At 67.3% G+C, this 22,638-nt stretch carries 22 protein-coding genes, 1 tRNA gene, 1 rRNA gene and 1 pseudogene; 22 read left to right on the top strand and 3 right to left on the bottom strand.

The genetic code is table 11. The features are described 5' to 3' along the window. Positions 1 to 143 precede the first annotated feature (143 nt). The 7 genes from rrf to recN all read left to right on the top strand — a co-directional run bounded on the left by rrf (position 144) and on the right by recN (position 5,934). Positions 144 to 256, top strand: a 5S ribosomal RNA gene (rrf, locus tag SLQ31_RS16895). A gap of 123 nt (positions 257 to 379) precedes the next feature. Next, complete coding sequence (locus SLQ31_RS16890) at positions 380 to 1,219, top strand: tetratricopeptide repeat protein (RefSeq protein WP_319434592.1); 840 nt, start codon at positions 380 to 382, stop codon at positions 1,217 to 1,219. Position 1,220: 1 nt separating this feature from the next. Continuing rightward, positions 1,221 to 2,246 carry an HAD-IIA family hydrolase gene (locus tag SLQ31_RS16885; protein WP_319434590.1) on the top strand — a complete coding sequence of 342 codons (1,026 nt, stop codon included), beginning with the start codon at positions 1,221 to 1,223 and terminating at the stop codon, positions 2,244 to 2,246. An 8-nt stretch (positions 2,247 to 2,254) separates the two neighbouring features. After that, on the top strand, positions 2,255 to 2,431 hold the full coding sequence (locus SLQ31_RS16880) for a hypothetical protein (protein ID WP_319434588.1): 177 nt from the start codon (positions 2,255 to 2,257) through the stop codon (positions 2,429 to 2,431). A gap of 8 nt (positions 2,432 to 2,439) precedes the next feature. After that, positions 2,440 to 3,249 carry a TlyA family RNA methyltransferase gene (locus SLQ31_RS16875; RefSeq protein ID WP_319434586.1) on the top strand — a complete coding sequence of 270 codons (810 nt, stop codon included), beginning with the start codon at positions 2,440 to 2,442 and terminating at the stop codon, positions 3,247 to 3,249. Then, complete coding sequence (locus tag SLQ31_RS16870; protein ID WP_319434584.1) at positions 3,246 to 4,163, top strand: NAD kinase; 918 nt, start codon at positions 3,246 to 3,248, stop codon at positions 4,161 to 4,163. Before SLQ31_RS16875 ends, SLQ31_RS16870 begins: the two co-directional genes overlap by 4 nt. A 7-nt stretch (positions 4,164 to 4,170) precedes the next feature. Beyond that, positions 4,171 to 5,934 carry a DNA repair protein RecN gene (recN, locus tag SLQ31_RS16865; RefSeq protein ID WP_319434582.1) on the top strand — a complete coding sequence of 588 codons (1,764 nt, stop codon included), beginning with the start codon at positions 4,171 to 4,173 and terminating at the stop codon, positions 5,932 to 5,934. 16 nt (positions 5,935 to 5,950) lie between these two features. Here the strand turns inward: recN and SLQ31_RS16860 are convergent, their stop codons facing one another. Continuing rightward, a complete protein-coding gene (locus SLQ31_RS16860) occupies positions 5,951 to 6,892 on the bottom strand; it encodes a hypothetical protein (protein WP_319434580.1) in 942 nt (313 codons plus the stop codon). Between the two features lie 119 nt (positions 6,893 to 7,011). Here SLQ31_RS16860 and steA point away from each other — a divergent pair, with 119 nt between their 5' ends. From steA to SLQ31_RS16800, 12 genes are all read left to right on the top strand, one after another. Next, a complete protein-coding gene (gene steA, locus SLQ31_RS16855) occupies positions 7,012 to 8,196 on the top strand; it encodes a putative cytokinetic ring protein SteA (RefSeq protein WP_319434579.1) in 1,185 nt (394 codons plus the stop codon). A 25-nt stretch (positions 8,197 to 8,221) separates the two neighbouring features. Further along, a complete protein-coding gene (locus SLQ31_RS16850) occupies positions 8,222 to 9,163 on the top strand; it encodes a copper transporter (RefSeq protein ID WP_319434577.1) in 942 nt (313 codons plus the stop codon). Between the two features lie 174 nt (positions 9,164 to 9,337). Continuing rightward, positions 9,338 to 11,092 carry a CTP synthase gene (locus tag SLQ31_RS16845; protein WP_319434704.1) on the top strand — a complete coding sequence of 585 codons (1,755 nt, stop codon included), beginning with the start codon at positions 9,338 to 9,340 and terminating at the stop codon, positions 11,090 to 11,092. Continuing rightward, a complete protein-coding gene (locus SLQ31_RS16840) occupies positions 11,085 to 11,708 on the top strand; it encodes an NUDIX hydrolase (RefSeq protein ID WP_319434575.1) in 624 nt (207 codons plus the stop codon). The genes SLQ31_RS16845 and SLQ31_RS16840 overlap by 8 nt, the downstream gene beginning before the upstream one ends. Before the next feature lie 53 nt (positions 11,709 to 11,761). After that, entirely contained in the window at positions 11,762 to 12,685 is a 924-nt protein-coding gene (xerD, locus tag SLQ31_RS16835; protein WP_319434702.1) for a site-specific tyrosine recombinase XerD, read from the top strand. Positions 12,686 to 12,779: 94 nt separating this feature from the next. Then, complete coding sequence (locus SLQ31_RS16830) at positions 12,780 to 13,640, top strand: ParA family protein (protein WP_319434573.1); 861 nt, start codon at positions 12,780 to 12,782, stop codon at positions 13,638 to 13,640. Beyond that, entirely contained in the window at positions 13,637 to 14,446 is an 810-nt protein-coding gene (locus tag SLQ31_RS16825; RefSeq protein ID WP_319434571.1) for a segregation/condensation protein A, read from the top strand. Before SLQ31_RS16830 ends, SLQ31_RS16825 begins: the two co-directional genes overlap by 4 nt. Positions 14,447 to 14,454: 8 nt before the next feature. Continuing rightward, on the top strand, positions 14,455 to 15,150 hold the full coding sequence (gene scpB, locus SLQ31_RS16820; RefSeq protein ID WP_319434569.1) for an SMC-Scp complex subunit ScpB: 696 nt from the start codon (positions 14,455 to 14,457) through the stop codon (positions 15,148 to 15,150). After that, the gene (locus tag SLQ31_RS16815) at positions 15,143 to 15,886 is read left to right on the top strand and encodes a pseudouridine synthase (protein WP_319434567.1); all 744 of its coding nucleotides are present in this window, start codon (positions 15,143 to 15,145) and stop codon (positions 15,884 to 15,886) included. Before scpB ends, SLQ31_RS16815 begins: the two co-directional genes overlap by 8 nt. Continuing rightward, complete coding sequence (cmk, locus tag SLQ31_RS16810; RefSeq protein WP_319434565.1) at positions 15,883 to 16,563, top strand: (d)CMP kinase; 681 nt, start codon at positions 15,883 to 15,885, stop codon at positions 16,561 to 16,563. Before SLQ31_RS16815 ends, cmk begins: the two co-directional genes overlap by 4 nt. Beyond that, a complete protein-coding gene (gene der, locus SLQ31_RS16805; RefSeq protein WP_319434563.1) occupies positions 16,560 to 17,966 on the top strand; it encodes a ribosome biogenesis GTPase Der in 1,407 nt (468 codons plus the stop codon). The genes cmk and der overlap by 4 nt, the downstream gene beginning before the upstream one ends. 50 nt (positions 17,967 to 18,016) lie before the next feature. Continuing rightward, complete coding sequence (locus tag SLQ31_RS16800; protein ID WP_319434561.1) at positions 18,017 to 18,319, top strand: hypothetical protein; 303 nt, start codon at positions 18,017 to 18,019, stop codon at positions 18,317 to 18,319. Here the strand turns inward: SLQ31_RS16800 and SLQ31_RS16795 are convergent. Next, positions 18,316 to 18,999 carry a nitroreductase family protein gene (locus tag SLQ31_RS16795; RefSeq protein WP_319434559.1) on the bottom strand — a complete coding sequence of 228 codons (684 nt, stop codon included), beginning with the start codon at positions 18,997 to 18,999 and terminating at the stop codon, positions 18,316 to 18,318. The genes SLQ31_RS16800 and SLQ31_RS16795 overlap by 4 nt on opposite strands. 127 nt (positions 19,000 to 19,126) lie before the next feature. Between SLQ31_RS16795 and SLQ31_RS16790 the strand changes: the two genes are divergently transcribed. Beyond that, a complete protein-coding gene (locus tag SLQ31_RS16790; protein WP_319434558.1) occupies positions 19,127 to 19,909 on the top strand; it encodes a sulfite exporter TauE/SafE family protein in 783 nt (260 codons plus the stop codon). A 95-nt stretch (positions 19,910 to 20,004) separates the two neighbouring features. Here SLQ31_RS16790 and SLQ31_RS16785 read toward each other — a convergent pair. Then, positions 20,005 to 20,081: transfer RNA gene (locus tag SLQ31_RS16785), tRNA-Pro, on the bottom strand. Positions 20,082 to 20,230: 149 nt separating this feature from the next. On the opposite strand from SLQ31_RS16785, the gene SLQ31_RS16780 reads away from it, so the two are divergent. Continuing rightward, complete coding sequence (locus tag SLQ31_RS16780; RefSeq protein ID WP_319434556.1) at positions 20,231 to 21,649, top strand: SDR family NAD(P)-dependent oxidoreductase; 1,419 nt, start codon at positions 20,231 to 20,233, stop codon at positions 21,647 to 21,649. Positions 21,650 to 21,783: 134 nt separating this feature from the next. Beyond that, positions 21,784 to 22,554: pseudogene (locus SLQ31_RS16775) on the top strand (SigB/SigF/SigG family RNA polymerase sigma factor); the annotation flags it as partial. Positions 22,555 to 22,638 lie beyond the last annotated feature (84 nt).

Raw genomic sequence — 22,638 nt, 5'->3', positions numbered from 1 at the left:
ACAACAACCAAAACAACTAACCAAGTTGAATCGGAAAAAGTAAAAGACGCACATCAACGCCCGCAACCACACTCCACAAGCAGTCAAACCACTGCACCCCACCACCAAAACTAGATTCACACTCAACAACGAGTGAATAGAGTTACGGCGGCCATAGCGGCAGGGAAACGCCCGGACCCATCCCGAACCCGGAAGCTAAGCCAGCCAGCGCCGATGATACTACCCAAAAGGGTGGAAAAGTAGGACACCGCCGAACACAATTTAGTGAAACGCCCCCCGAGAAATCGGGGGGCGTTTCCTTTTCTCTATCTGAATTCCATTATGTGCAATTCGAATATCCGAATTGTGGCGGTATGACCGGTGCCCGTATCCTTTACAGGTGGTCGATGACAGGCAAGGCAATTCCGGCGGGCGTCCGCCCCGTCGTCCCGCGGGAGCCGGCGCTACGGGCGGCCGCGATCGCCGGGGCCCTAGCGCCCCGCACCGCTCGGGTCCGGGTCGAGCCCGACAGGCCCAGCCTCAGCACACCTCCGGCGGCGAGGATGGCACGCAGCGCCCGCCCGCTCCCGCCATTCCATCGACCGTCGAGGCTAAGCAGCTCTCGCCTGAAATACGTGGCGAGCTTTCAACTTTGGATAAGTCGACCGCCGACACGGTGGCCCGACACCTCGTCGCAGCGGGTGAGCTGCTCGACGACGACCCCCAGGCGGCCCTCGAGCACGCCCAGGCGGCCCGGGCGCGCTCCGGGCGGATCGCGGCCGTTCGCGAGGCGGTCGGTATCGCTGCCTACCAGTGCGGCGACTGGGCGCAGGCGCTCTCGGAGTTCCGTGCCGCACGGCGGATGGGCAGCAAGTCTCAGCTGCTGCCGTTGATCGCCGACTGCGAACGCGGCGTCGGCCGGCCCGAACGTGCCATCGAGCTGGCCCGCAGCCCCGAGGCCGCACAGCTCACCGGTGACGATGCCGACGAGCTGCGGATCGTTGCCGCCGGTGCCCGCTCCGATCTCGGCCAGCTCGAACAGGCCCTGGCCGTGTTGACCAGTCCGCAGCCGGACCCGACGCGCACCGGCTCCACGGCCGCACGACTGTTCTACGCCTACGCCGAAACGCTGCTGGCTCTCGACCGCGGCGACGATGCGTTGCAGTGGTTCATCCATGCCGCCGCCGCCGACCTCGACGGTGTCACCGACGCCGAAGACCGGGTCGGCGAGTTGGCCTGACGTGACAACCCTTGCGCAGCAGCATGATTGCCTGCTGCTCGATCTGGATGGAACAGTGTTTCGCGGCCATGAGCCGACCGAGGGTGCCGTCGCCGCCCTTGATGCGGCACACACCCGCAAGCTGTTCGTCACCAACAACGCCTCACGTGCGGCTGACGATGTCGCCGCCCATCTGCGTGAGCTCGGCTTCACCGCCGACGTCGACGATGTGGTCACCAGCGCCCAGAGCGCGGCACGCTTGCTTGCCGAACAGCTCGAGCCCGGGTCGAAGGTGCTGATCGTCGGCACCGACGCGTTGGCCGGCGAAATCGAGGCCGTCGGTCTTCGGCCGGTGCGTGAATTCGCCGACGAGCCCGTCGCCGTCGTGCAAGGGCATTCGACCGCCACCGGCTGGGCGGATCTGGCCGAGGCCGCTCTGGCGATCCGGGCCGGCGCACTGTGGGTGGCCGCCAACGTCGACCGCACGCTGCCCACCGAGCGGGGACTATTGCCAGGAAACGGCTCGATGGTCGCCGCACTGCGAACCGCCACCGATGCCGAACCGCAGGTGGCTGGTAAGCCCGCGCCTGCGCTGATGCGAGATGCGCTGGCGCGCGGTTCTTTTGACGACCCGCTGGTGGTCGGTGATCGTCTCGACACCGACATCGCCGGCGCCAATGCTACGGATCTGCCGAGCCTGATGGTGTTGTGCGGAGTCAGCACCGCAGCCGAGGCGGTTCACGCCACACCGGATCAGCGTCCCACCTACATCGGTGCCGACCTTCGGGATCTGCACGCCGGAGCCGACAGCCTTGCGGTCGCTGAGCAGGCGGCCTGGCGGGTTGAGGTGGCAGACGGAGTGGCCACCGTCGTGTCCGCCGGGGTTGACCCGGGGGGAGACGGGCTCTCGGTGGTTCGCGCCACCGCGCGAGCGGTGTGGGATTCAACCAGCGATGGGCGCCGCCTCGAGGTGCACGCGGGTGATGACACCGCACGCGCCGCGCTGCAGCGCTGGTCCCTGCTGAAGACGGCCGATCGGCTAGCGTGAACGGCGATATGAGTACCGACCCCGCACAGATCCGCACCGAAATCGACGCCGTGCTTGCGCAGCTGCCGAGCGTCGACCAGGACAGCGCCGACGGCGCCGGTGTCGATATCGACGCGGTTGGAAGACAGCTCGAGGAAGCGCACCAGATCCTGGTCAATGCGCTGGAATCGGTGGAGAAGGGCTGAGTTCGCGTATGACGCGGCGTGCCCGGGTTGACGCTGAGCTGGTCCGGCGAGGACTGGCACGGTCGCGGCAGCAAGCCGCCGAACTCATCGACGCCGGCCGGGTCAGTATCGACGGGATGCGGGCGGTCAAACCCGCGACTGCCGTCGCGGTGACCGCGAACCTCACTGTCGACGCCAGCGACGAGCGCACCTGGGTGTCCCGCGGCGCCCACAAGCTGATCGGCGCCCTCGACGCCTTCGGCATCGACGTGACCGGTCGGCGCTGCCTGGACGCGGGTGCCTCCACCGGCGGTTTCACTGAGGTGCTGCTGGATCGCGGGGCAGCCGAGGTGGTGGCTGTGGATGTCGGCTACGGGCAGCTGGCCTGGTCGCTGCGGTCGGACCCGCGGGTGGCCGTCATCGAACGCACCAACGTGCGTGACCTCACCCCGGACTCCATCGGCGGGGCCGCCGGGGTGGTCGTCGCCGACCTGTCGTTCATCTCGCTGGCCACCGTCCTGCCCGCACTGACCGCATGCGCGTCAGCCGACGCCGATATCGTTCCCATGGTGAAGCCACAGTTCGAAGTCGGACGAGCACAGGTTGGCGCAGGCGGCGTGGTGTCTGATCCGGAGCTGCGTGGCGCCGCGGTGCTGGCTGTGGCCACCCGCGCCGACGAGCTCGGCTGGCAGACTGTTGGCGCGACCGCGAGCCCGTTGCCCGGGCCGTCGGGCAATGTCGAATACTTCCTGTGGTTGCGCGCCGACACTGCACGCGGGCTACATGGAGACGAGTTGGACGTCGCGGTACGCCGCGCCGTCGCGGAAGGACCGCAATGACGTCTGAGCGGGTGATCCTGCTCGTCGTGCACACTGGCCGCGACGAGGCCACCGAAACTGCTCGCCGGGTGGAAAAGGTGCTGGGCGACAACGGGATCGGACTGCGGGTGCTCTCCGCCGAGGCCGTCGACCGCAGTGCGCAGCACCTGGCCGAGGTGCACAGCGGTGGGGCAGGCACCGAAGTCGTGGACGCGGACGCCAACGCCGCGGTCGGCTGCGAACTGGTGCTGGTGCTCGGCGGCGACGGCACGTTCCTGCGGGCCGCCGAACTGGCCCGCAACGCGGAAATCCCGGTGCTGGGAATCAACCTCGGGCGTATCGGTTTCCTGGCCGAGGCCGAAGCCGAGGTCATCGACACGGTCCTGGACCACATCGTCACCCGCAACTATCGCGTCGAGGAGCGGATGACGCTGGACATCGCCGTCCGCTCCAAGGACGAGGTCGTCGCCCGCGGCTGGGCGCTCAACGAGGCCAGCCTGGAGAAGGGTGCGCGGCTCGGGGTGATCGGCGTCGTGCTGGAAATCGACGGCCGGCCGGTGTCGTCCTTCGGCTGTGACGGTGTGTTGGTGTCGAGCCCGACCGGCTCCACCGCGTATGCGTTCTCAGCCGGTGGTCCGGTGGTGTGGCCGGATCTGGAGGCAATTCTCGTGGTGCCCAACAATGCTCACGCGTTGTTCGCCCGTCCGATGGTCACCAGCCCAACCGCGCTGATCGCCATCGAGATCGAGGACGACAGCCATGATGCGCTGGTGTACTGCGACGGCCGCCGCGAGATGCGGGTGCCGGCCGGTGGGCGCCTCGAGGTGACCAAGTGCACGACGCCACTGAAATGGGTGCGGCTGGACAGTGCGCCGTTCACCGACCGGTTGGTGCGCAAGTTCCGCCTGCCGGTCACCGGCTGGCGGGGGCAGTGAATCGCCGATGCTGGCTGAGATCCGAATCGAGTCACTGGGCGCGATCAGCGCCGCGACCGCGGAGTTCGATCGTGGGCTGACCGTGCTCACCGGCGAGACGGGCACCGGCAAGACCATGGTGGTGACCGGGCTGCACCTGCTGGGCGGGGCGAGAGCCGACGCCACCCGGGTGCGGTCGGGTGCCGAGCGGGCCGTCGTCGAAGGCCGCTTCGCCACGGCAGAACTCGATGACGCGACCGCCGCCCAGATCGACGAGATCCTCGATTCGTCCGGCGCGGATCGTGACGACGACGGCAGCATCATCGCCCTGCGCACCGTCAACCGGGACGGGCCGTCGCGGGCCTACCTGGGTGGTCGCAGTGTGCCTGCCAAATCGTTGACCACGTTCACCACCGGGCTGCTGACCCTGCACGGGCAGAACGACCAGCTGCGACTGATGCGTCCCGAGGAGCAGCGCGCCGCGCTGGACCGCTTCGCAAGCGTCGATACCAAACTCGAGCGCTACCGGAAAGTGCGCGACCAGTGGCAGGTGGCCCGCCGCGACCTCGTCGACCGGACCAACCGCGCCCGCGAACTGGCTCAGGAAGCCGACCGGCTCAAGTTCGCGCTCACTGAGATCGACGGCGTCGACCCGGCGCCGGGCGAGGACGAGTCGCTGGTGGCCGACATCCGCCGGCTCTCCGAACTCGACTCGCTGCGCGAGGCGGTCGCCGGTGCCCGCGCCAGTCTGTCGGTGGATGACCTCGCTGCCGGCGAACCTCATTCGGCGACAGACACTTTGGGTCGAGCGGTGGCACTGCTGCAGTCCACCGACGACCCGGTATTGACCGCCATGGCTCGTCAGCTCGCGGACTCCTTGACCGTCGTCGGTGACGTCGCCCGCGAGCTGGGCAACTTCCTGGGCGACCTGCCCGGCGACGCGAGCGCGCTGGAGACCAAGCTCGCTCGCCAGGGCGAGCTGCGCAGTCTGACCCGCAAGTACGCCGCCGACGTCGACGGTGTGCTGGCGTGGGCCAAGCAGTCCCGGGATCGGCTGGCGCAGCTCGACGTCTCCGAGGATGCGCTGGCCGGGCTGGGTCGCCGGGTCGACGAACTGGCCGGCCAGGTCGCCACCGCGGCGTTGGAGCTGTCCAAAGTGCGGACCAAGGCGGCCAAGGGTCTGGCGAAGGCCATCACCGCTGAGCTGACCGGCCTGGCCATGACCCACGCCGACTTCACGGTGGCGGTGTCGCTGATGCCGGCCCGCGACGACGACAGTGCGCCCCTGCGGCTGCCGTCCGGCGAGACCGTGCACGCCGGCGGTGAAGGTATCGACCTCGTCGAGTTCGGGTTCACCGCCCACCGCGGCACCGACGTCCTGCCGCTGAACAAGAGCGCATCCGGCGGCGAGCTGTCCCGCGTCATGCTGGCGCTGGAAGTGGTGCTGGCTGCCTCGGCCGAGGGCACGACGATGGTGTTCGACGAGATCGACGCCGGAGTGGGCGGCCGTGCCGCGGTCCAGATCGGTCGCCGGCTGGCGCGACTGGCCCGCAGTCACCAGGTCATCGTCGTCACCCACCTGCCGCAGGTCGCCGCCTACGCCGACAGCCATCTCGTCGTCGACAGCGCAGGCAATGGCACCAGCGAGGTCCGCCGCCTGGATACCGAACAGCGGGTCGCCGAGCTGGCACGGATGCTGGCCGGGCTCGGCGAATCCGACACCGGCCGCGCACACGCCCGCGAGCTGTTGGAAGCCGCGCAGGAGGACAAAATCCGGCGGGCAGGAGCGTAGCGACCGGGGAATCGACTCAGTTGAGGCCGATGACGACGGCGTAGCCGTCGTGGTCCCCGGTGGTCGTCGTTCGCCCAGCCAACGTGTTGTCGAGGTCGACCAGACCCAGGTCGGTCGCTCCGCTGCCCACCAACCCCTTCCGCACCGCGTCGCGGGCCTTGTCGAACGACACATAGATGTGGGTGGGGGTCAGGTAGTACAGCCCGGGCGCCTCGCGACTGAACGACGCGGTCCACACGAAGCCGGTGCCTGCGGCGTCGGGTGCGGGGCCGAACACACGGCCGTGGTCGTTGACCAGTAGCCAGTTCGCGTTGGAGAACGCCTCTTGGGGTCCGGTGGGTTGCTGGCCGTAGACGACGCCGTCGATGGCGCCCCGATACCCGGTGGAGTGGATCGGCTGCGGTGGGAACCCGGCTGCGGACAGCGCGGCGGTGAGCTTCTGGGCTGACGCCGCGGCGGTGGTCGACGTCGAGTCGATGATGATGACGTTGATCGGCTGGTAGAAGGTCTTGAAGGGATAGGCGGAGCTGGGCCAGTCGGCGAGCTTGCCGGTGCGCCCCAGCATCCATTTCCCGATATCGCCGTAGGGAGTGGAGGTGGCCTCGTTGGGGGCGGCCCAGCCCGGGCGATGCGAAGCCGGTCCGGCGAATCTTCCGGGGTCGCGGCGAGCCAACGCCAACGCCTCGACCATCACCGGCCCCGGTATCGGCTCGGAAGGTGTTGGGGGAGTGGGCCGCATCGTGTCGAGCCGACCCGCGACCGTGACGCGCGGTGGCTTCTTGGCGGTGTGCACCGCGGCCGAGCGCGATTGGGCGACGGAGTGGACGGAATCGCTGGACCCGTTGGGTGAGGAGGCGGCGCCGGACGAATCGGCGTGGGCGACGCCGGCGCCGCTGACCAGCGCCGCGCCCACGCCGAGCGCGACGAGCAGTCCGCTCTTCCACGGCATCAGCGGCATCCGCTGACCGTACCCGCCGGGGCCAAACCGTGTTACTCCTGTGACAAAATGTGACTTGTGGGGCTGTTGTTACGGCGCGCCTCCACTGATATGGCCCCGGGCGCCGACAGAATCGGCCCATGAAGATGTCAGCGCTTCTCTCGCGTAACACCGGTGCACGACCAGGCGTCACGGGTACCGCCCGCGTCGACCGCGACATCGACCGCCTGCTGCGCCGCATCGGCCCGGGCGACATCGTCGTGCTCGACATCCTCGACCTGGACCGCATGACCGCTGACGCTCTGGTCGACGCCAACATCGCCGGTGTCGTCAACGCTTCCCCGTCGATTTCGGGCCGCTACCCGAACCTCGGCCCGGAGGTGTTGGTGGCCAACAACATCACGCTGATCGACAGCGCCGGCGACGAGGTCTTCAAGAAGATCAAGGACGGCGCGAAGATCCGGCTGCACAACGGCGGCGTGTACGCGGGCGACCGCCGCCTAGCCCACGGTGTGGAGCGCAGCGACGAAGAGATCGCCGACCTCATGCAGGACGCCAAGACCGGGTTGGTCGCGCACCTGGAGGCCTTCGCCGGCAACACCATCGAGTTCATCCGCAGTGAGAGCCCGCTGCTGATCGACGGCATCGGCATCCCGGAGATCGACGTCGACGTCTACCGTCGCCACGTCCTGGTGGTGGCCGACGGACCGGGCGCCGAGGACGATCTCAAGGCGCTCAAGCCGTTCATCAAGGAGTACCAGCCGGTGCTGGTCGGCGTGGAGGGCGGCGCCGACATCCTGCAGAAGTGCGGCTACCGGCCGCAGCTGGTCGTCGGCAACCCCGACCAGATGAGCGCCGACGTGCTCAAGAGCGGCGCGCAGGTGGTGCTACCGGCCGACTCCGACGGACACGCCAACGGTCTGGAGCGCATCCAGGATCTGGGCATCGGCGCCATGACGTTCCCCGCCGCGGGTTCGGCCGCTGATTTGGCGCTGCTGCTCGTCGATCATCACGGAGCCGCACTGATCGTCACCGCGGGTCACTCGGCCAGCATCGAAGAGTTCTTCGACCGCTCTCGCCAGCAGAGCAACCCGTCGACCTTCCTCACCCGGCTGAAGGTGGGCGAGAAGCTGGTGGACGCGAAAGCCGTTGCCACGCTGTACCGCAACCACATCTCCGGCGGCGCTATCGCCATGCTGATCTTGGCGGTTCTGTTCGCCATCATCGCCGCGCTGTGGGTGTCGCGGGCCGACACATTTGTCATCGACTGGATCGTGACCTACTGGAACCAATTCTCGCTGTGGGTGCAGAGCTGGCTGACCTAGGCGTAGGGCAGAAAGGCTCACCGCTGTGATTTCGCTACGCCAACATGCCATTTCGCTGGCCGCAGTGTTCCTTGCGCTGGCCGTCGGGGTGGTCTTGGGCTCCGGCGTGCTCTCGGACACGCTGTTGTCCGGGCTGCGCGCCGAAAAGTCGGATCTGAACAAGCAGATCACCACGCTTACCGATCAGCGCAACGCGGTGAATGAAAAGCTGGGTGCCGCTGATGATTTCGACACCCAGATGTCGGGCCGCATGGTGCGCGACGCACTGGCCGGCAAGTCGGTGGTGCTGATCCGCACCCCAGACGCCGACAACGACGACGTGGCGGCGATGAGCCGCATCGTCGGCCAGGCCGGCGGCACCGTCACCGGGACGATCGCGCTGACCCAGCAGTTCGTCGATGCGAACTCCGCGGAGAAGCTGCGCTCGGTGGTGAACTCCTCGATCGTGCCCGCCGGCGCACAGCTGAGCACCACGATGGTGGACCAGGGATCCCAGGCTGGAGATCTGCTCGGCATCGCGCTGTTGATCAACCGCAAGCCCGAGATCAGGCCCGCCGACGACCCGCAGCGCGACACCGTGCTGGCGGCACTGCGTGACACCGGCTTCCTGACGTACCCCGGCGATCACATCGGCGCGGCCAACACCGCGGTGGTCGTCACCGGGGGAGCACTGGGCGACGATGCCGGAAACCAGGGTTCGACGGTCGCACGCTTCGCCGCGGCCATGGCCCCGCACGGGGCCGGGACGGTGCTGGCCGGCCGGGACGGTTCCGCCGGCGGAACCGCTGCGATCGCGGTGGCCCGCGCCGATGCGGGGATGGCCGCCGATGTGACCACCGTCGACGACATCAACGTCGAGTCGGGCCGGATCACTACGGTGCTGGCCCTGCAGAGCCTGATCAACGGCGCACCGGCTGGGAAGTTCGGAATCGGGCCCGGCGCCTCATCGATCACACTCCCGCAGTAGGGCCAAAGGCAACGCCGTAGGGCCCAGAGGCAACTCAGACGTAACGCAGCCCACTGGCGTGTTAGCGCCGCCTTGTCGGGGTCGGTGTTAGGGTGAACTTCCGTGGGTCGGCAGGCCCCAGCTAGTTCACAGCGATCCCCTGCCGCGTTGTCACGGAGGTTGGTTTTGCCACCACTGCGTAAGCACCCGCAGACCGCTACCAAGCACCTCTTCGTCAGTGGCGGAGTTGCTTCGTCCCTCGGCAAGGGGCTCACCGCAAGCAGTCTCGGTCAGTTGTTGACCGCGCGTGGCTTGCAGGTGACGATGCAGAAGCTCGACCCCTACCTCAACGTCGATCCGGGAACGATGAACCCGTTCCAGCACGGCGAGGTGTTCGTCACCGAGGACGGCGCGGAAACCGATCTCGACGTCGGTCACTACGAACGGTTCCTGGACCGCAACCTGTCCGGCTCGGCCAATGTGACCACCGGTCAGGTCTATTCGACGGTGATCGCCAAGGAGCGCCGCGGCGAGTACCTCGGCGACACCGTTCAGGTGATCCCGCACATCACCGATGAGATCAAGCGCCGCATCCTGGAGATGGCCGAACCCGACGCGTCGGGCGCCCGCCCGGACGTGGTGATCACCGAGATCGGCGGCACGGTCGGCGACATCGAGTCGCTGCCGTTCCTGGAGGCCGCGCGGCAGGTGCGCCATGAGGTCGGCCGGGAGAACTGCTTCTTCCTGCACGTCTCCCTGGTGCCCTATCTGGCGCCGTCGGGCGAGCTGAAGACCAAGCCCACCCAGCACTCGGTCGCCGCGCTGCGCAGCATCGGTATCAGCCCCGACGCGCTGATCCTGCGCTGCGACCGCGACGTGCCTGAGCCGCTGAAGAACAAGATCGCGTTGATGTGCGACGTCGACATCGACGGGGTGATCTCCACCCCCGACGCGCCGTCGATCTACGACATTCCCAAGGTGCTGCACCGCGAGGAGCTCGACGCCTACGTGGTGCGCCGGCTCAGCCTGCCGTTCCGCGACGTCGACTGGACCCAGTGGAACGATCTGCTCAGCAGGGTGCACGATCCCCGGGAGACCGTGCGAATCGCGTTGGTGGGCAAGTACGTCGACCTGTCCGACGCCTACCTGTCGGTCGCCGAGGCCCTGCGCGCCGGCGGTTTCGCCCACCGCGCCAAAGTGGAGATGCGCTGGGTGGCCTCCGACGACTGCGAGACCGACAGCGGTGCGTCGACCGCGCTGGATGATGTGCATGGCGTGCTGATCCCCGGCGGGTTCGGTATTCGCGGTATCGAGGGCAAGATCGGGGCGATCCGCCATGCCCGCCAGCGCGGGCTTCCGGTCCTCGGCTTGTGCCTTGGCTTGCAGTGCATCGTGATCGAGGCGGCCCGCTCGGTGGGGCTGACCGAAGCCAACTCGGCCGAATTCGACGAGAGCACACCGGATCCGGTGATCTCGACGATGGCCGATCAGCGTGACGCGGTGGCCGGTGAGGCCGACCTGGGCGGCACGATGCGGCTGGGCGCCTACCCGGCAACCCTGGAAGCTGGATCGATTGTGGCCGAGGCCTATCAGTCCACGCACGTTTCCGAGCGGCACCGGCACCGCTACGAGGTCAACAACTCCTACCGCGATCAGATCGCACAGAGCGGGCTGCGGTTCTCGGGGACCTCGCCGGACGGTCACCTGGTCGAGTTCGTGGAATATCCCAGCGAGGTCCATCCGTTCCTGGTCGGCACGCAGGCGCATCCGGAGCTCAAGAGCCGGCCGACTCGTCCGCATCCGCTGTTCGTCTCGTTCATCGGTGCGGCGATCGACTACAAGGCGGCCGAACGCCTGCCGGTGGAGATTCCCGAACAGCACCCCAACGGCAAGGAGCACTCGGCGCAGTCGCCGGCCGACCAGGTTCCAGAGCATTCATCTCGTGGCTGAGCACGACTTCGAGACCGTATCCTCCGAAACCGCTTATCGCGGAAGCATTCTCGCTCTGCGAGTCGATCAGGTTCGCATGCCCGGCGGCAACATTGCCAAGCGGGAGGTGGTCGAACACTACGGTGCGGTCGCGGTCGCCGCTGTCGATGAAGCCGACCGGGTCGCGATGGTCTACCAGTACCGCCATCCGATCGGGCGCCGGTTGTGGGAGCTGCCGGCCGGGTTGCTCGACGAACCAGGGGAGGCCCCGGCGGTCGCCGCAGCACGCGAGCTGCGCGAGGAAACCGGATTCACCGCCGAGCGCTGGGAAGTACTGATTGATCTGATTTCCTCGCCGGGCTTCAGCGATGAGGCGCTGCGGGTATATCTGGCCCGGGGTCTGACCGATGTCGGGCGTCCCAAGGGCCACGACGAAGAAGCCGACATGGAACTGCACTGGGTCCCCATCGCCGACGCCGTGCTGCAGGTGATGTCCGGTGAGATCGTGAATTCCACTGCGGTCGCGGGCATTCTGGCCGCGCACGCGGCAATCGTGGACGACACGTCGCTGCGGCCCGTCGGTGCGCCGTTCCCCGATCGGCCCACCGCGTTCGCCGCCGGGAAGGCCCGCGCGTGACCACGTTCTCCGCCGATATCCCGGGTCGCTCCGCTCCTGCCCTCCGAACCGCATTGGATGCCCAGCTCCAGGGCTACCTCGACCACCTCACCATCGAGCGCGGCGTGGCGGCCAACACCATCAGCTCCTATCGGCGCGACCTGCGCCGCTACGTCGAGCACTTGTCCTTGCGCGGCATCGATGACCTGACCAACGTCACCGAGAACGACGTCAGCGACTTCCTGGTGGCGCTGCGCCGCGGCGACCCCGACGCCGGCGCGGTGCCGCTGTCAGCGGTCTCGGCGGCGCGGGCCGTGATCGCGGTGCGCGGGTTTCACCGGTTCGCCGCCGCGGAAGGAATCATCGGCGTGGACGTGGCCAGGGCGGTCAAGCCGCCAACGCCCAGTCGTCGCCTCCCCAAGAGCCTGAGCCTCGACGAGGTGCTGGCCCTGCTCGACGGCGCGGGCGGGGACAGCCCGTCGGACGGGCCGCTGACCTTGCGCAATCGCGCCATGTTGGAACTGCTGTATTCCACCGGCGCCCGGATCTCCGAGGCGGTCGGGCTGGACGTCGACGATGTCGACACCGAAGCCCGGTCGGTGCTGCTGCGCGGCAAGGGCGGCAAGCAACGGCTGGTGCCCGTCGGGCGGCCGGCGATCGCGGCGCTGGACGCCTACCTGGTCCGGGGCCGCCCCGAGCTGGCACTCCGGGGACGCTCCACGCCGGCGATTTTCCTCAATGCACGCGGTGGGCGGCTGTCCCGGCAGAGCGCCTGGCAGGTCTTGCAGGACGCCGCCGAGCGTGCCGGCATCTCCGCGGGGGTGTCGCCGCACACGTTGCGGCACTCGTTCGCCACCCACCTGCTCGACGGCGGCGCCGACGTCCGCGTGGTCCAGGAACTGCTCGGACACGCCTCGGTCACCACGACGCAGATCTACACCCTGGTCACCGTCCACGCGCTGCGCGAGGTCTGGGCCGGCGCACATCCGCGCGCGTGATGTCGCGGGTCTGCAGTTCGCAGCGCCGACACACCGTTAGACTTTCGCGGATGTTCGCCACGCCGCCGAATCGCCTGCTGACGGGGGGCACGGCGTGACCGACGAGGCAGACGATTCCCCTGTCGGTCTCACCGGCCGCCCGCCCCGCCACATTCCCGAACCACAGCCGCTGACCTCGCACGGGCCGGCCAAGGTCATCTCGATGTGTAACCAGAAGGGTGGCGTCGGCAAGACCACGTCCACCATCAACCTGGGGGCGGCGCTGGCCGAGTACGGCCGCCGGGTGCTGCTGGTGGACCTCGACCCGCAGGGGGCGCTCTCCGCCGGGCTGGGCGTGCCGCACTACGAGCTGGCCCACACGGTGCACAACCTGATGATCGAGCCGCGGGTGAGCATCGACGAGGTGCTGATCAACACCCGGGTCAAGAACCTGGACCTAGTGCCTAGCAACATCGACCTCTCGGCCGCCGAGATCCAGCTGGTCAACGAGGTCGGCCGCGAGCAGACCCTGGCCCGCGCGCTCCACCCCGTGCTCGACCGCTACGACTACGTGTTGATCGACTGCCAGCCCTCGCTGGGCCTACTCACCGTCAACGCGCTGGCCTGCTCCGACGGGGTGGTCATCCCGACCGAATGCGAGTACTTCTCGCTGCGCGGGCTGGCGCTGCTCACCGACACCGTGGAGAAGGTGCGCGAGCGACTCAACCCGCGACTGTCGATCAGCGGGATTCTGATCACCCGGTTCGACAACCGCACGGTCAACGCCCGCGAGGTGATGGCGCGTGTCCTTGAACGCTTCGGCGACCTGGTGTTCGACACCGTGATCAGCCGCACCGTGCGCTTCCCCGAGACCAGTGTCGCCGGCGAACCCATCACCACGTGGGCGCCGAAATCCACTGGCGCACAGGCATATCGATCGCTGGCCCGTGAGGTCATCGACCGCTTCGGCAAGTGACCGAACAGCCGGCGCCCGCAAAGGGCTTCCGTGTCACGCTGACCAACTTCGAGGGTCCGTTCGATCTGCTGTTGCAGCTGATCTTCGCTCACCGCCTCGATGTGACCGAGGTCGCGTTGCATCAGGTGACCGACGAGTTCATCGCCTACACCCGTGAGATCGGGCCCGAGCTCGAGCTCGACGAAACCACCACGTTTTTGGTGATTGCCGCCACGTTGCTGGATCTCAAGGCTGCCCGTCTGCTGCCCTCCGGGGAGGTGCACGACGAGGAGGACCTGGCGCTGCTAGAGGTACGGGACCTGTTGTTCGCCCGGCTGCTGCAGTACCGCGCGTTCAAGCATGTGGCCGAGATGTTCGCCGAATTGGAAGCCGCGGCGCTGCGGAGCTACCCCCGCGCCGTCGCGCTCGAGGACCGGTTCGCCGAGCTCCTTCCCGAGGTCATGCTGGGTGTCGACGCCGCAAGCTTCGCCGAAATCGCGGCCGCCGCGTTCACCCCACGGCCGGTCCCCGTCGTCGCCACCGAGCATCTGCACGTCCAGCAGGTGTCGGTGCCCGAGCAAGCCGAGCGGCTGCTGGAATTCCTGTCCGCACGTGGGGTGGGGCAATGGGCGTCGTTCAAGGAATTGGTGGCCGACTGCGAGGAGCCGATCCAGATCGTCGGGCGCTTCCTGGCGCTGCTCGAACTGTATCGGGCCAGGACGGTAGCATTTGAGCAATTAGAACCGCTTGGTGTGCTCCAGGTTTCCTGGACCGGAGACCGGCAGGTAGACGACGAGCTGGTCAGATCCGAGTGGGAAGAAGAGTAGAACCAAGCATGACCGAGGACGCAGCAGAAGTACCTGACTTGGCCCTGGATATCGACGTCGCCCACGCCGATCTGGACGACGACGAACTGGGCCGGGTGCTGGAGGCTCTTTTGCTGGTGGTGGACACCCCGGTCAACGCCGACACGTTGGCGACCGTGACCGAGCAGCCGGTGTATCGCATCACCGCCAAATTGGAGTTGATGGCCGCCGAGTTGGCGGCCCGCGACAGCGGTATCGATCTGCGTGAGGCCGGCGGCGGCTGGCGGATGTACACCCGGGCCCGGCTTGCACCATATGTGGAGCGGCTGCTGTTGGACGGGTCCCGGTCGAAGCTGACCCGGGCCGCGCTGGAGACGCTGGCGGTGGTGGCCTACCGCCAGCCGGTCAGCCGGGCGCGGGTCAGTGCCGTGCGTGGCGTCAACGTCGACGCGGTGATCCGAACGTTGGTGGCGCGCGGGCTGATCACCGAGGCCGGCGCCGATGAGGACAGCGGCGCAACGACATTCGCCACCACCGAGCTGTTCCTTGAGCGGCTCGGGCTCTCGTCGCTGACCGACCTTCCCGATATCGCACCGCTGCTTCCCGACGTCGACGTGATCGACGAGATGAGTGAAAACTTGGACGACGAACCACGTTTCGCCAGGCTGTCCGCTGGCGGCAGCTCCGGTCCGAACGTCTCTTTCGATGTGGACACTGATGCCTGAACCAGAAGGTGTACGCCTGCAGAAGGTTTTGTCGCAGGCCGGAATCGCCTCGCGGCGGGTCGCCGAGCGGATGATCCTGGACGGTCGGGTCGAAGTCGACGGGCGGATCGTCACCGAAATGGGTACCCGCGTGGATCCGGCCACCGCCGAGATCCGGGTGGACGGATCGCGCGTCGTCCTGGACGACACGATGATGTATCTGGCGCTCAACAAGCCCCTGGGCATGCATTCGACGATGTCGGATGATCAGGGCCGGCCGTGCGTCGGCGATCTGGTGGAGCACCGAGTCCGCGGCAACAAGAACATGTTCCACGTGGGGCGCCTGGACGCCGATACCGAGGGCTTGTTGCTGCTGACCAACGACGGCGAGTTGGCGCATCGGCTGATGCATCCCTCGTACGAGGTGCCCAAGACGTATCTGGTGACGGTAACCGGCTCGGTGCCAAAGGGATTGGGCAAGACGCTACGTGCGGGTGTCACGCTGGAGGACGGCCCCGCATCGGTCGACGACTTTGCGGTGGTCGATGCGGTGCCAGGCAAGACGTTGTTGCGGGTGACTCTGCATGAGGGGCGCAAGCGCATTGTGCGGCGGCTGCTGGATGCCGTGGGCTATCCGGTGGAGGCGCTGGTGCGGGTCAGCATCGGCGAGGTGACTCTCGGCGAGCAGCGGCCGGGCAGCATCCGTGCGCTGACCCGTAAGGAAGTTGGCGAACTGTACAAGGCGGTAGGTCTGTGAGTGGTGTCGTTGTCGCGGTCGACGGCCCGGCGGGAACCGGAAAGTCTTCGGTGTCACGGGGATTGGCACGTGCGCTGAACGCCCACTACCTGGATACCGGGGCCATGTACCGGCTCGTGACGCTGTCGATACTGCGCGCCGCGGTCGACCTGACCGATCCTGAGGCGATCGCTGCGGCCGCCGATGTGCCGTTGTCGGTGGGCGACGATCCGAACGTCGATCGTGCTTACCTTGGCGGCGAGGACGTTTCGGCCGAGATCCGCGGTGACGAGGTCACCCGTGCGGTGTCGGCAGTGTCGGCGGTGCCTCAGGTGCGTGCCCGGCTGGTGGCGTTGCAGCAGGAATTGGCTTCCGGGCCAGAGAATGTCGTCGTCGAGGGCCGCGATATCGGCACCGTCGTGCTGCCGGATGCCGATGTGAAAATCTTCCTGACCGCTTCGGCGGAGACGCGGGCTCGCCGGCGCAACGATCAGAACGTCGCGGTCGGGTTGGCCGACGATTACGAAACGGTGCTGGCCGATGTGCAGCGCCGCGATCATCTGGACTCGACGCGTGCGGTGTCACCGCTGCGTCCGGCCGATGACGCGGTGATTGTCGATACCAGCGAGATGACCGAGGCCGAAGTCGTGGCTCACTTGCTGCAGCTGGTCGAACAGCGAAGTGGGGCAGTGCGATGAGCGACGACGGTACCTGGTTTGACGAAAGTGACTGGGAATTCAGCGACGAGGGTGTCGAAGGCGAGGACAGCGAAGCGTTCGCGCCGCCACCGGTGGTGGCCATCGTGGGCCGGCCGAACGTCGGCAAGTCGACATTGGTGAACCGGATCCTGGGCCGGCGTGAAGCCGTTGTTCAGGACCTGCCGGGGGTGACCCGCGACCGAGTGTCCTACGACGCTTCCTGGATCGGGCGCCGCTTCGTCGTGCAGGACACCGGCGGCTGGGAGCCTGATGCGAAGGGTCTGCAGCAGCTGGTGGCCGATCAGGCCTCGGTGGCGATGCAGACCGCCGACGCGGTCATCCTGGTGGTCGATGCGACGGTCGGCGCGACCGCCGGGGACGAGGCTGCGGCCCGGATTCTGCGCCGCGCGGGTAAGCCGGTGTTCTTGGCGGCCAACAAGGTTGACAACGAGAAGCTCGAGTCCGACGCGGCGGCACTGTGGTCGCTGGGGTTGGGGCAGCCGTATTCGGTCAGCGCGATCCACGGTCGCGGGGTGGCCGATCTGCTCGACGAGCTCGTCGCCGCACTGCCCACCGCCTCGGAGGTGGCTCCTGGGCCCGGCGGGCCGCGACGGGTGGCGCTGGTCGGCAAACCGAACGTCGGCAAGAGCTCGCTGCTGAACCGGCTGGCAGGCGCCGAACGCTCGGTTGTGCACGATGTCGCGGGCACCACGGTCGATCCGGTGGACTCGATGATCGAATTAGGTGGCAAGACTTGGCGTTTCGTCGACACCGCCGGGTTGCGCAAGCGGGTTGCGCAGGCCAGCGGGCACGAGTTCTACGCGTCGGTGCGCACGCACAGCGCGATCGACGCCGCCGAGGTGGTTGTCGTGTTGATCGACGCGTCGGAGCCGCTGACCGAGCAGGACCAGCGGGTGCTGACGATGGTGATCGAGGCGGGCCGGGCGCTGGTGCTGGCGTTCAACAAGTGGGATCTGGTCGACGAGGATCGGCGCTACCTGTTGGACAAGGAGATCGACCGCGAACTCGCGCAGCTGCAGTGGGCGCCGCGGGTGAACATCTCGGCCAAGAGCGGTCGGTCGGTGCAGAAGCTGGTGCCCGCGATGGAAACCGCGCTGGCGTCCTGGGACGCCCGGATCTCGACCGGACAGCTCAACACCTGGATCAAGGACATCGTCGCGGCCACGCCGCCGCCGGTGCGTGGCGGTAAGCAGCCGCGGATCCTGTTCGCCACTCAGGCGACCGCACGTCCGCCCACGTTTGTGCTGTTCACCAGCGGTTTCCTGGAAGCTGGCTATCGGCGATTCCTGGAGCGCCGGCTGCGGGAGACCTTCGGCTTCGAGGGCAGCCCGATCCGGATCAACGTCCGCGTGCGGGAAAAGCGCAAGGGCAAGCCGCGTTAATCGGCGGGTTCAGCGGGAATTCCCGGGTCCCGGGCAGTAGATTGCCAGGCATGGAGTTTGCTGCGTCTTCGCTGACCGCCCGGCGACTGGTTTATGGGATCGCCGGCTTGATGATCGCCACCGCGCCCGCGGTCGCCGTGTTCACCGGCGCCATCGACGGGGCGGCGCCCCGGGTGCTGGCCTGCTCGGAGACCGACACCGAGGACAGCTTCTCGATGAACTGCGCGCCGTCGGTCATCCCCGACACGAGTGACGTGTTGACCGAGCAGGAAGTGGCCGAACCGGGCTGGAATGGCGGCGACAACCATGGCGGTCCTGCCGGCGGCGATCCGGGCGGCGGCGTCCACCGCTAGGCCTTGAGCCAGCGCTTTCCATACGAGTCGAGGTGCACGACATCCTCGACCGGTTTCCGAGTCGTCGGGCCGTAGCGTCCCTTCGGCCAGCCCAGCGGAATCACACAGACCGGGGTCACCGACAGCGGTAGGCCCAGAGTCCTGCGCGCTGAGGTGACGCTCATCAGCGGCATGGTGATCAGGGACGCGCCCAGCCCCATCGCGCGGGCCGCGAGCAGCAGGTTCTGCACGCTGGGGTAAATCGACCCGAAGAAGGACGATTCGCCGACGAACGGGGTCGGGATGTAGGGCAGGCGCATGCCACCGCGCAAGCACGGGATGACCAGAACCGGGATCTCACTGAAGTGCTCGACCTGCCATTTCACGGATCGCAGGATTTTGAGCATCGACTCGTCGCCCTTGGCCATGCGCTCGCCCATCGCCCCGTAGAGCGACCAGCCTTGGCGGTAGCGCTTACCGAGCCTGTCTTTGACGCGTTGGTCCTTGACGACGATGAATTCCCAGTTCTGGCCGTTGGAGCCGGTGGGAGCGCGCAGTCCGAGCTCGATGCACTTCAGGACGATGGCGTCGTCGACCGGGTCGGGCTTTACCCGCCGGATGGCCCGCTGGGTCATCATCGCGTCGAGCAGGGGCATGGTCAGCGCGGCGAGCGCCTCGTCGGTGGTCGGTATCTCGCTCATAGGCAACGAGGCTATTGGTCGTGCGCCTTGCGTGGTGGTGTGTGGTGTATCACGTTGTGGTTCTTGGCCTTTGGTGGGTGCTCTGCCCGGCGGCGGTGTTGGCAGGTTGTCCGGATAGGGTTTTTTGGTGTCTGTCACCCACATGATCGTGATCGCCTTGGCTGGGATGGCCGCGGGCGCGATCAACTCGCTGGTCGGCTCGGGGACGCTGATCACCTTCCCGACGCTGGTGGCACTGGGCTTTCCGCCGGTGACGGCGACGATGTCGAACGCGATCGGCCTCGTGGCCGGGGGTGTGACGGGCACGTGGGGGTACCGCAAGGAACTCGGCGGGCAGTGGGATCGGCTGCGCTGGCAGATCCCGGCATCGCTGGTGGGAGCCGCTATCGGGGCCTTTCTGCTGCTGCATCTGCCGGAGAAGGTGTTCACCCAGGTCGTGCCGGTGCTGCTGATCCTGGCGTTGGTGCTGGTGGTGATCGGGCCGCGGATCCAGGCCTATGCGCGTAAGCGGGCCGAGGTGACGGGACAGTCGGCGGAGCACGTGTCGCCGAAGCGGATGGTGGCGTTGGTGGCCGGCACATTCGCGGTCGGGATCTACGGCGGCTACTTCACCGCGGCGCAGGGGATCTTGCTGATCGGGGTGATGGGCGCGCTGCTGCCCGAGGACATGCAGCGGATGAACGCCGCCAAGAACCTGCTGTCGCTACTGGTGAACATCGTCGCGGCGGTGGGCTACACGGTGGTGGCGTTCGACCGGGTCAGCTGGGAGGCAGCGGGGTTGATCGCGGCCGGGTCGCTGATCGGTGGGTGGCTGGGCGCGCACTATGGACGACGGCTGTCGCCGAACGTGCTGCGGGCGGTGATCGTGGTGGTCGGCCTGATCGGGCTGTACCGGTTGTTGACGGTATAGATGCCTCGCGTGGCACGAGGTCCAAGACCGCGGTGCTGCATCTCGTCCCCAGACCAAGAAAAAACTCGCTCGGCTTCGCCGGCGAGTTTCTTTCATGGTCGGGCTGACAGGATTTGAACCTGCGACCCCCTAACCCCCAGTCAGGTGCGCTACCAAGCTGCGCCACAGCCCGCGTGTCCGCCGGAAACCACCCGATGGACGCCAGGGAACGATACATCAGGGACGGCTGAAACTCCGAAACGGTCCCCTTCGCTCAACTCGCAATTGTTGGCCGCCATGGCGAAGCTGCAGAGCGCGACACCGACGTCGTACCCTTCCAGCGTGAATGCGATCGATCCCGGCCAGCTCAGACTGTGCCTGCAGGTGCTGTCCGAGGTCGAGTCGCTGCCTCCCGAACACCCCGATGCCGTGGCGGTGCGGCGTGCTGTCGCGGGTATCTACAAGTCGGTGAAAAAGGCCCGCCGGCACGCCAAGCGCGACGAGATCGCCACGGCTGACCGTGCGGTGGTTGCCGCCACCGCCACCGGAGCACCCGGGCGTATCGACGATGAAACCCACGGTCTGCCGCTGGTGTCCAATGCGGTCGGGGCGTCTGCAGGCACGCTGCTGCGTTCGCGGCCCTGCTACATCTGCAAGAACCACTACACGGTGGTCGACGCGTTCTACCACCAGCTGTGTCCTGATTGCGCCGCGTTCAGCCGCGCCAAGCGCGAGGCACGCACCGACTTGACCGGCCGTACCGCCCTGCTTACCGGCGGGCGGGCCAAGATCGGCATGTACATCGCGTTACGGCTGTTGCGTGATGGCGCGCACACCACGATCACGACCCGCTTTCCGAACGATGCGGTGCGCCGCTTCGCCGCGATGCCCGACAGCGCCGACTGGCTGCACCGGCTGCGGGTGGTGGGTATTGATCTGCGCGACCCGGCCCAGGTGGTTGCGTTGGCCGACACGATGGTGGCGCAGGGGCCGCTTGACATCCTGATCAACAATGCCGCGCAGACGGTGCGACGCCCGCCGGGGTCGTACGCCGCGCTGGTGGAGGCCGAACGCACCCCGCCGCCGGAGCTCGTCGAGGTGATCACGTTCGACCATGTCAGTGATGCCCATCCACACGCGCTGGCCGGCAGCCTCGGTGAGCACCCCGCGCCGCACGCTGTCACCGAGCTGGCCCTGGTCGCCGGCAGTGCCTCGCCGGAGCGTATCGCTGCCGGTGTGGCGATTGACGCGGGTGGTCTGCTGCCGGACACCGCCTCGGTGAATTCGTGGACCCAACAGGTGCACGAGGTCGACGCAATGGAGCTTCTGGAGGTGCAGCTGTGCAACCAGACTGCGCCGTTCATTCTGGTGAGCCGGCTGCGCGGTGCTCTTGCAGCGTCGTCGGCGCGGCGTAAGTACGTGGTGAACGTGTCGGCTATGGAGGGGCAGTTCGGCCGTGGCTACAAGGGACCCGGGCATCCGCACACGAACATGGCCAAGGCGGCGCTGAACATGCTGACTCGGACGAGCGCGGGGGAGATGTTGTTGCAGGACGGGATTCTCATGACGGCGGTGGACACCGGCTGGATCACCGATGAGCGTCCGCACCCGACCAAGCTGCGGTTGGCCGAGGAGGGTTTCCACGCACCGTTGGATCTGGTGGACGGAGCGGCGCGAGTGTATGACCCGATTGTCCGCGGGGAGGCCGGGGAAGATGTGCACGGGTGCTTTTTGAAGGATTACGTGGTTAGTGCTTGGTAAGGGTCGGCCGGGGGGGATAACCGAACACGTCGCCGCCGCGTTTAAGCCCGCGTCAAATCGGGAACAGACACTCAGGTTCACAACCGAGCCGGACGTGTTGATAAAGCCACCCGGTAACGGAACGAGGACCCTTCATGCGTCAACCCACTGCCGAGCGCGAGTCCGAATACGCGGACGTCCTGGCGATGTTCCGCCTCCTCGCGACATTGGACGCAGATACCCCCGCATTCCAACGACAGCGCGACGCCATCATTGCGCGATGCCTGCCGCTGGCTGACCACATCGCTCGCCGCTTCGCCAATCGCGGTGAGCCACTTGAGGACCTCGTCCAGGTCGCCCGTGTCGGGCTGATGCAGGCGGTGAAGCGGTTTGATGTCGAGGCTGGCTCCGACTTCCTGTCGTTCGCGGTGCCCACCATGATGGGGGAGGTGCGCCGATACTTCCGCGACCACAGCTGGTCGTTGAAGGTCCCGCGGCGGTTCAAAGACCTTACCGTGCAGCTCAATCGGGGTCGATCAGAACTTTCCCAGACGCTCGGGCGGGCACCGACGGCCACCGAACTCGCCAAGCACCTAGGGATGGACCGCCAAGAGATCGTCGACGGTCTGATCGCCGCGAGTGCCTACGCCACGCAATCGACCGACGTCCCGGTGCGGAGCGACGACGGGCAGCGGCCGCTGAGCGAACGATTGGGGACCGTCGATGTCAACATCGACCGGGTCCTGGATGTCGAGACGGTCCGTCCGCTGCTCGCGGCATTGCCGGAACGCGATCGAACTGTGTTGGTGCTGCGGTTCTTTGAGAACATGACCCAATCGCAGATCGCTGAGCAGATCGGCGTTTCGCAGATGCATGTCTCCAGGATCTTGAGCCGGGCGATCGCGGGCATCCGGCAGCGGATGGAGGATGCCGAGGCGGCGTCACCCACACTGCCGATTTCGCAGCGCCGAGCGGCGATGGTGGCTAGGGACCTGCCGCGCCAGCGCTCA

Source organism: Mycobacterium sp. RTGN5 (genome assembly GCF_033804465.1).
GTDB lineage: Bacteria > Actinomycetota > Actinomycetes > Mycobacteriales > Mycobacteriaceae > Mycobacterium.
This window is presented reverse-complemented; position numbering and strand designations above follow the sequence as displayed.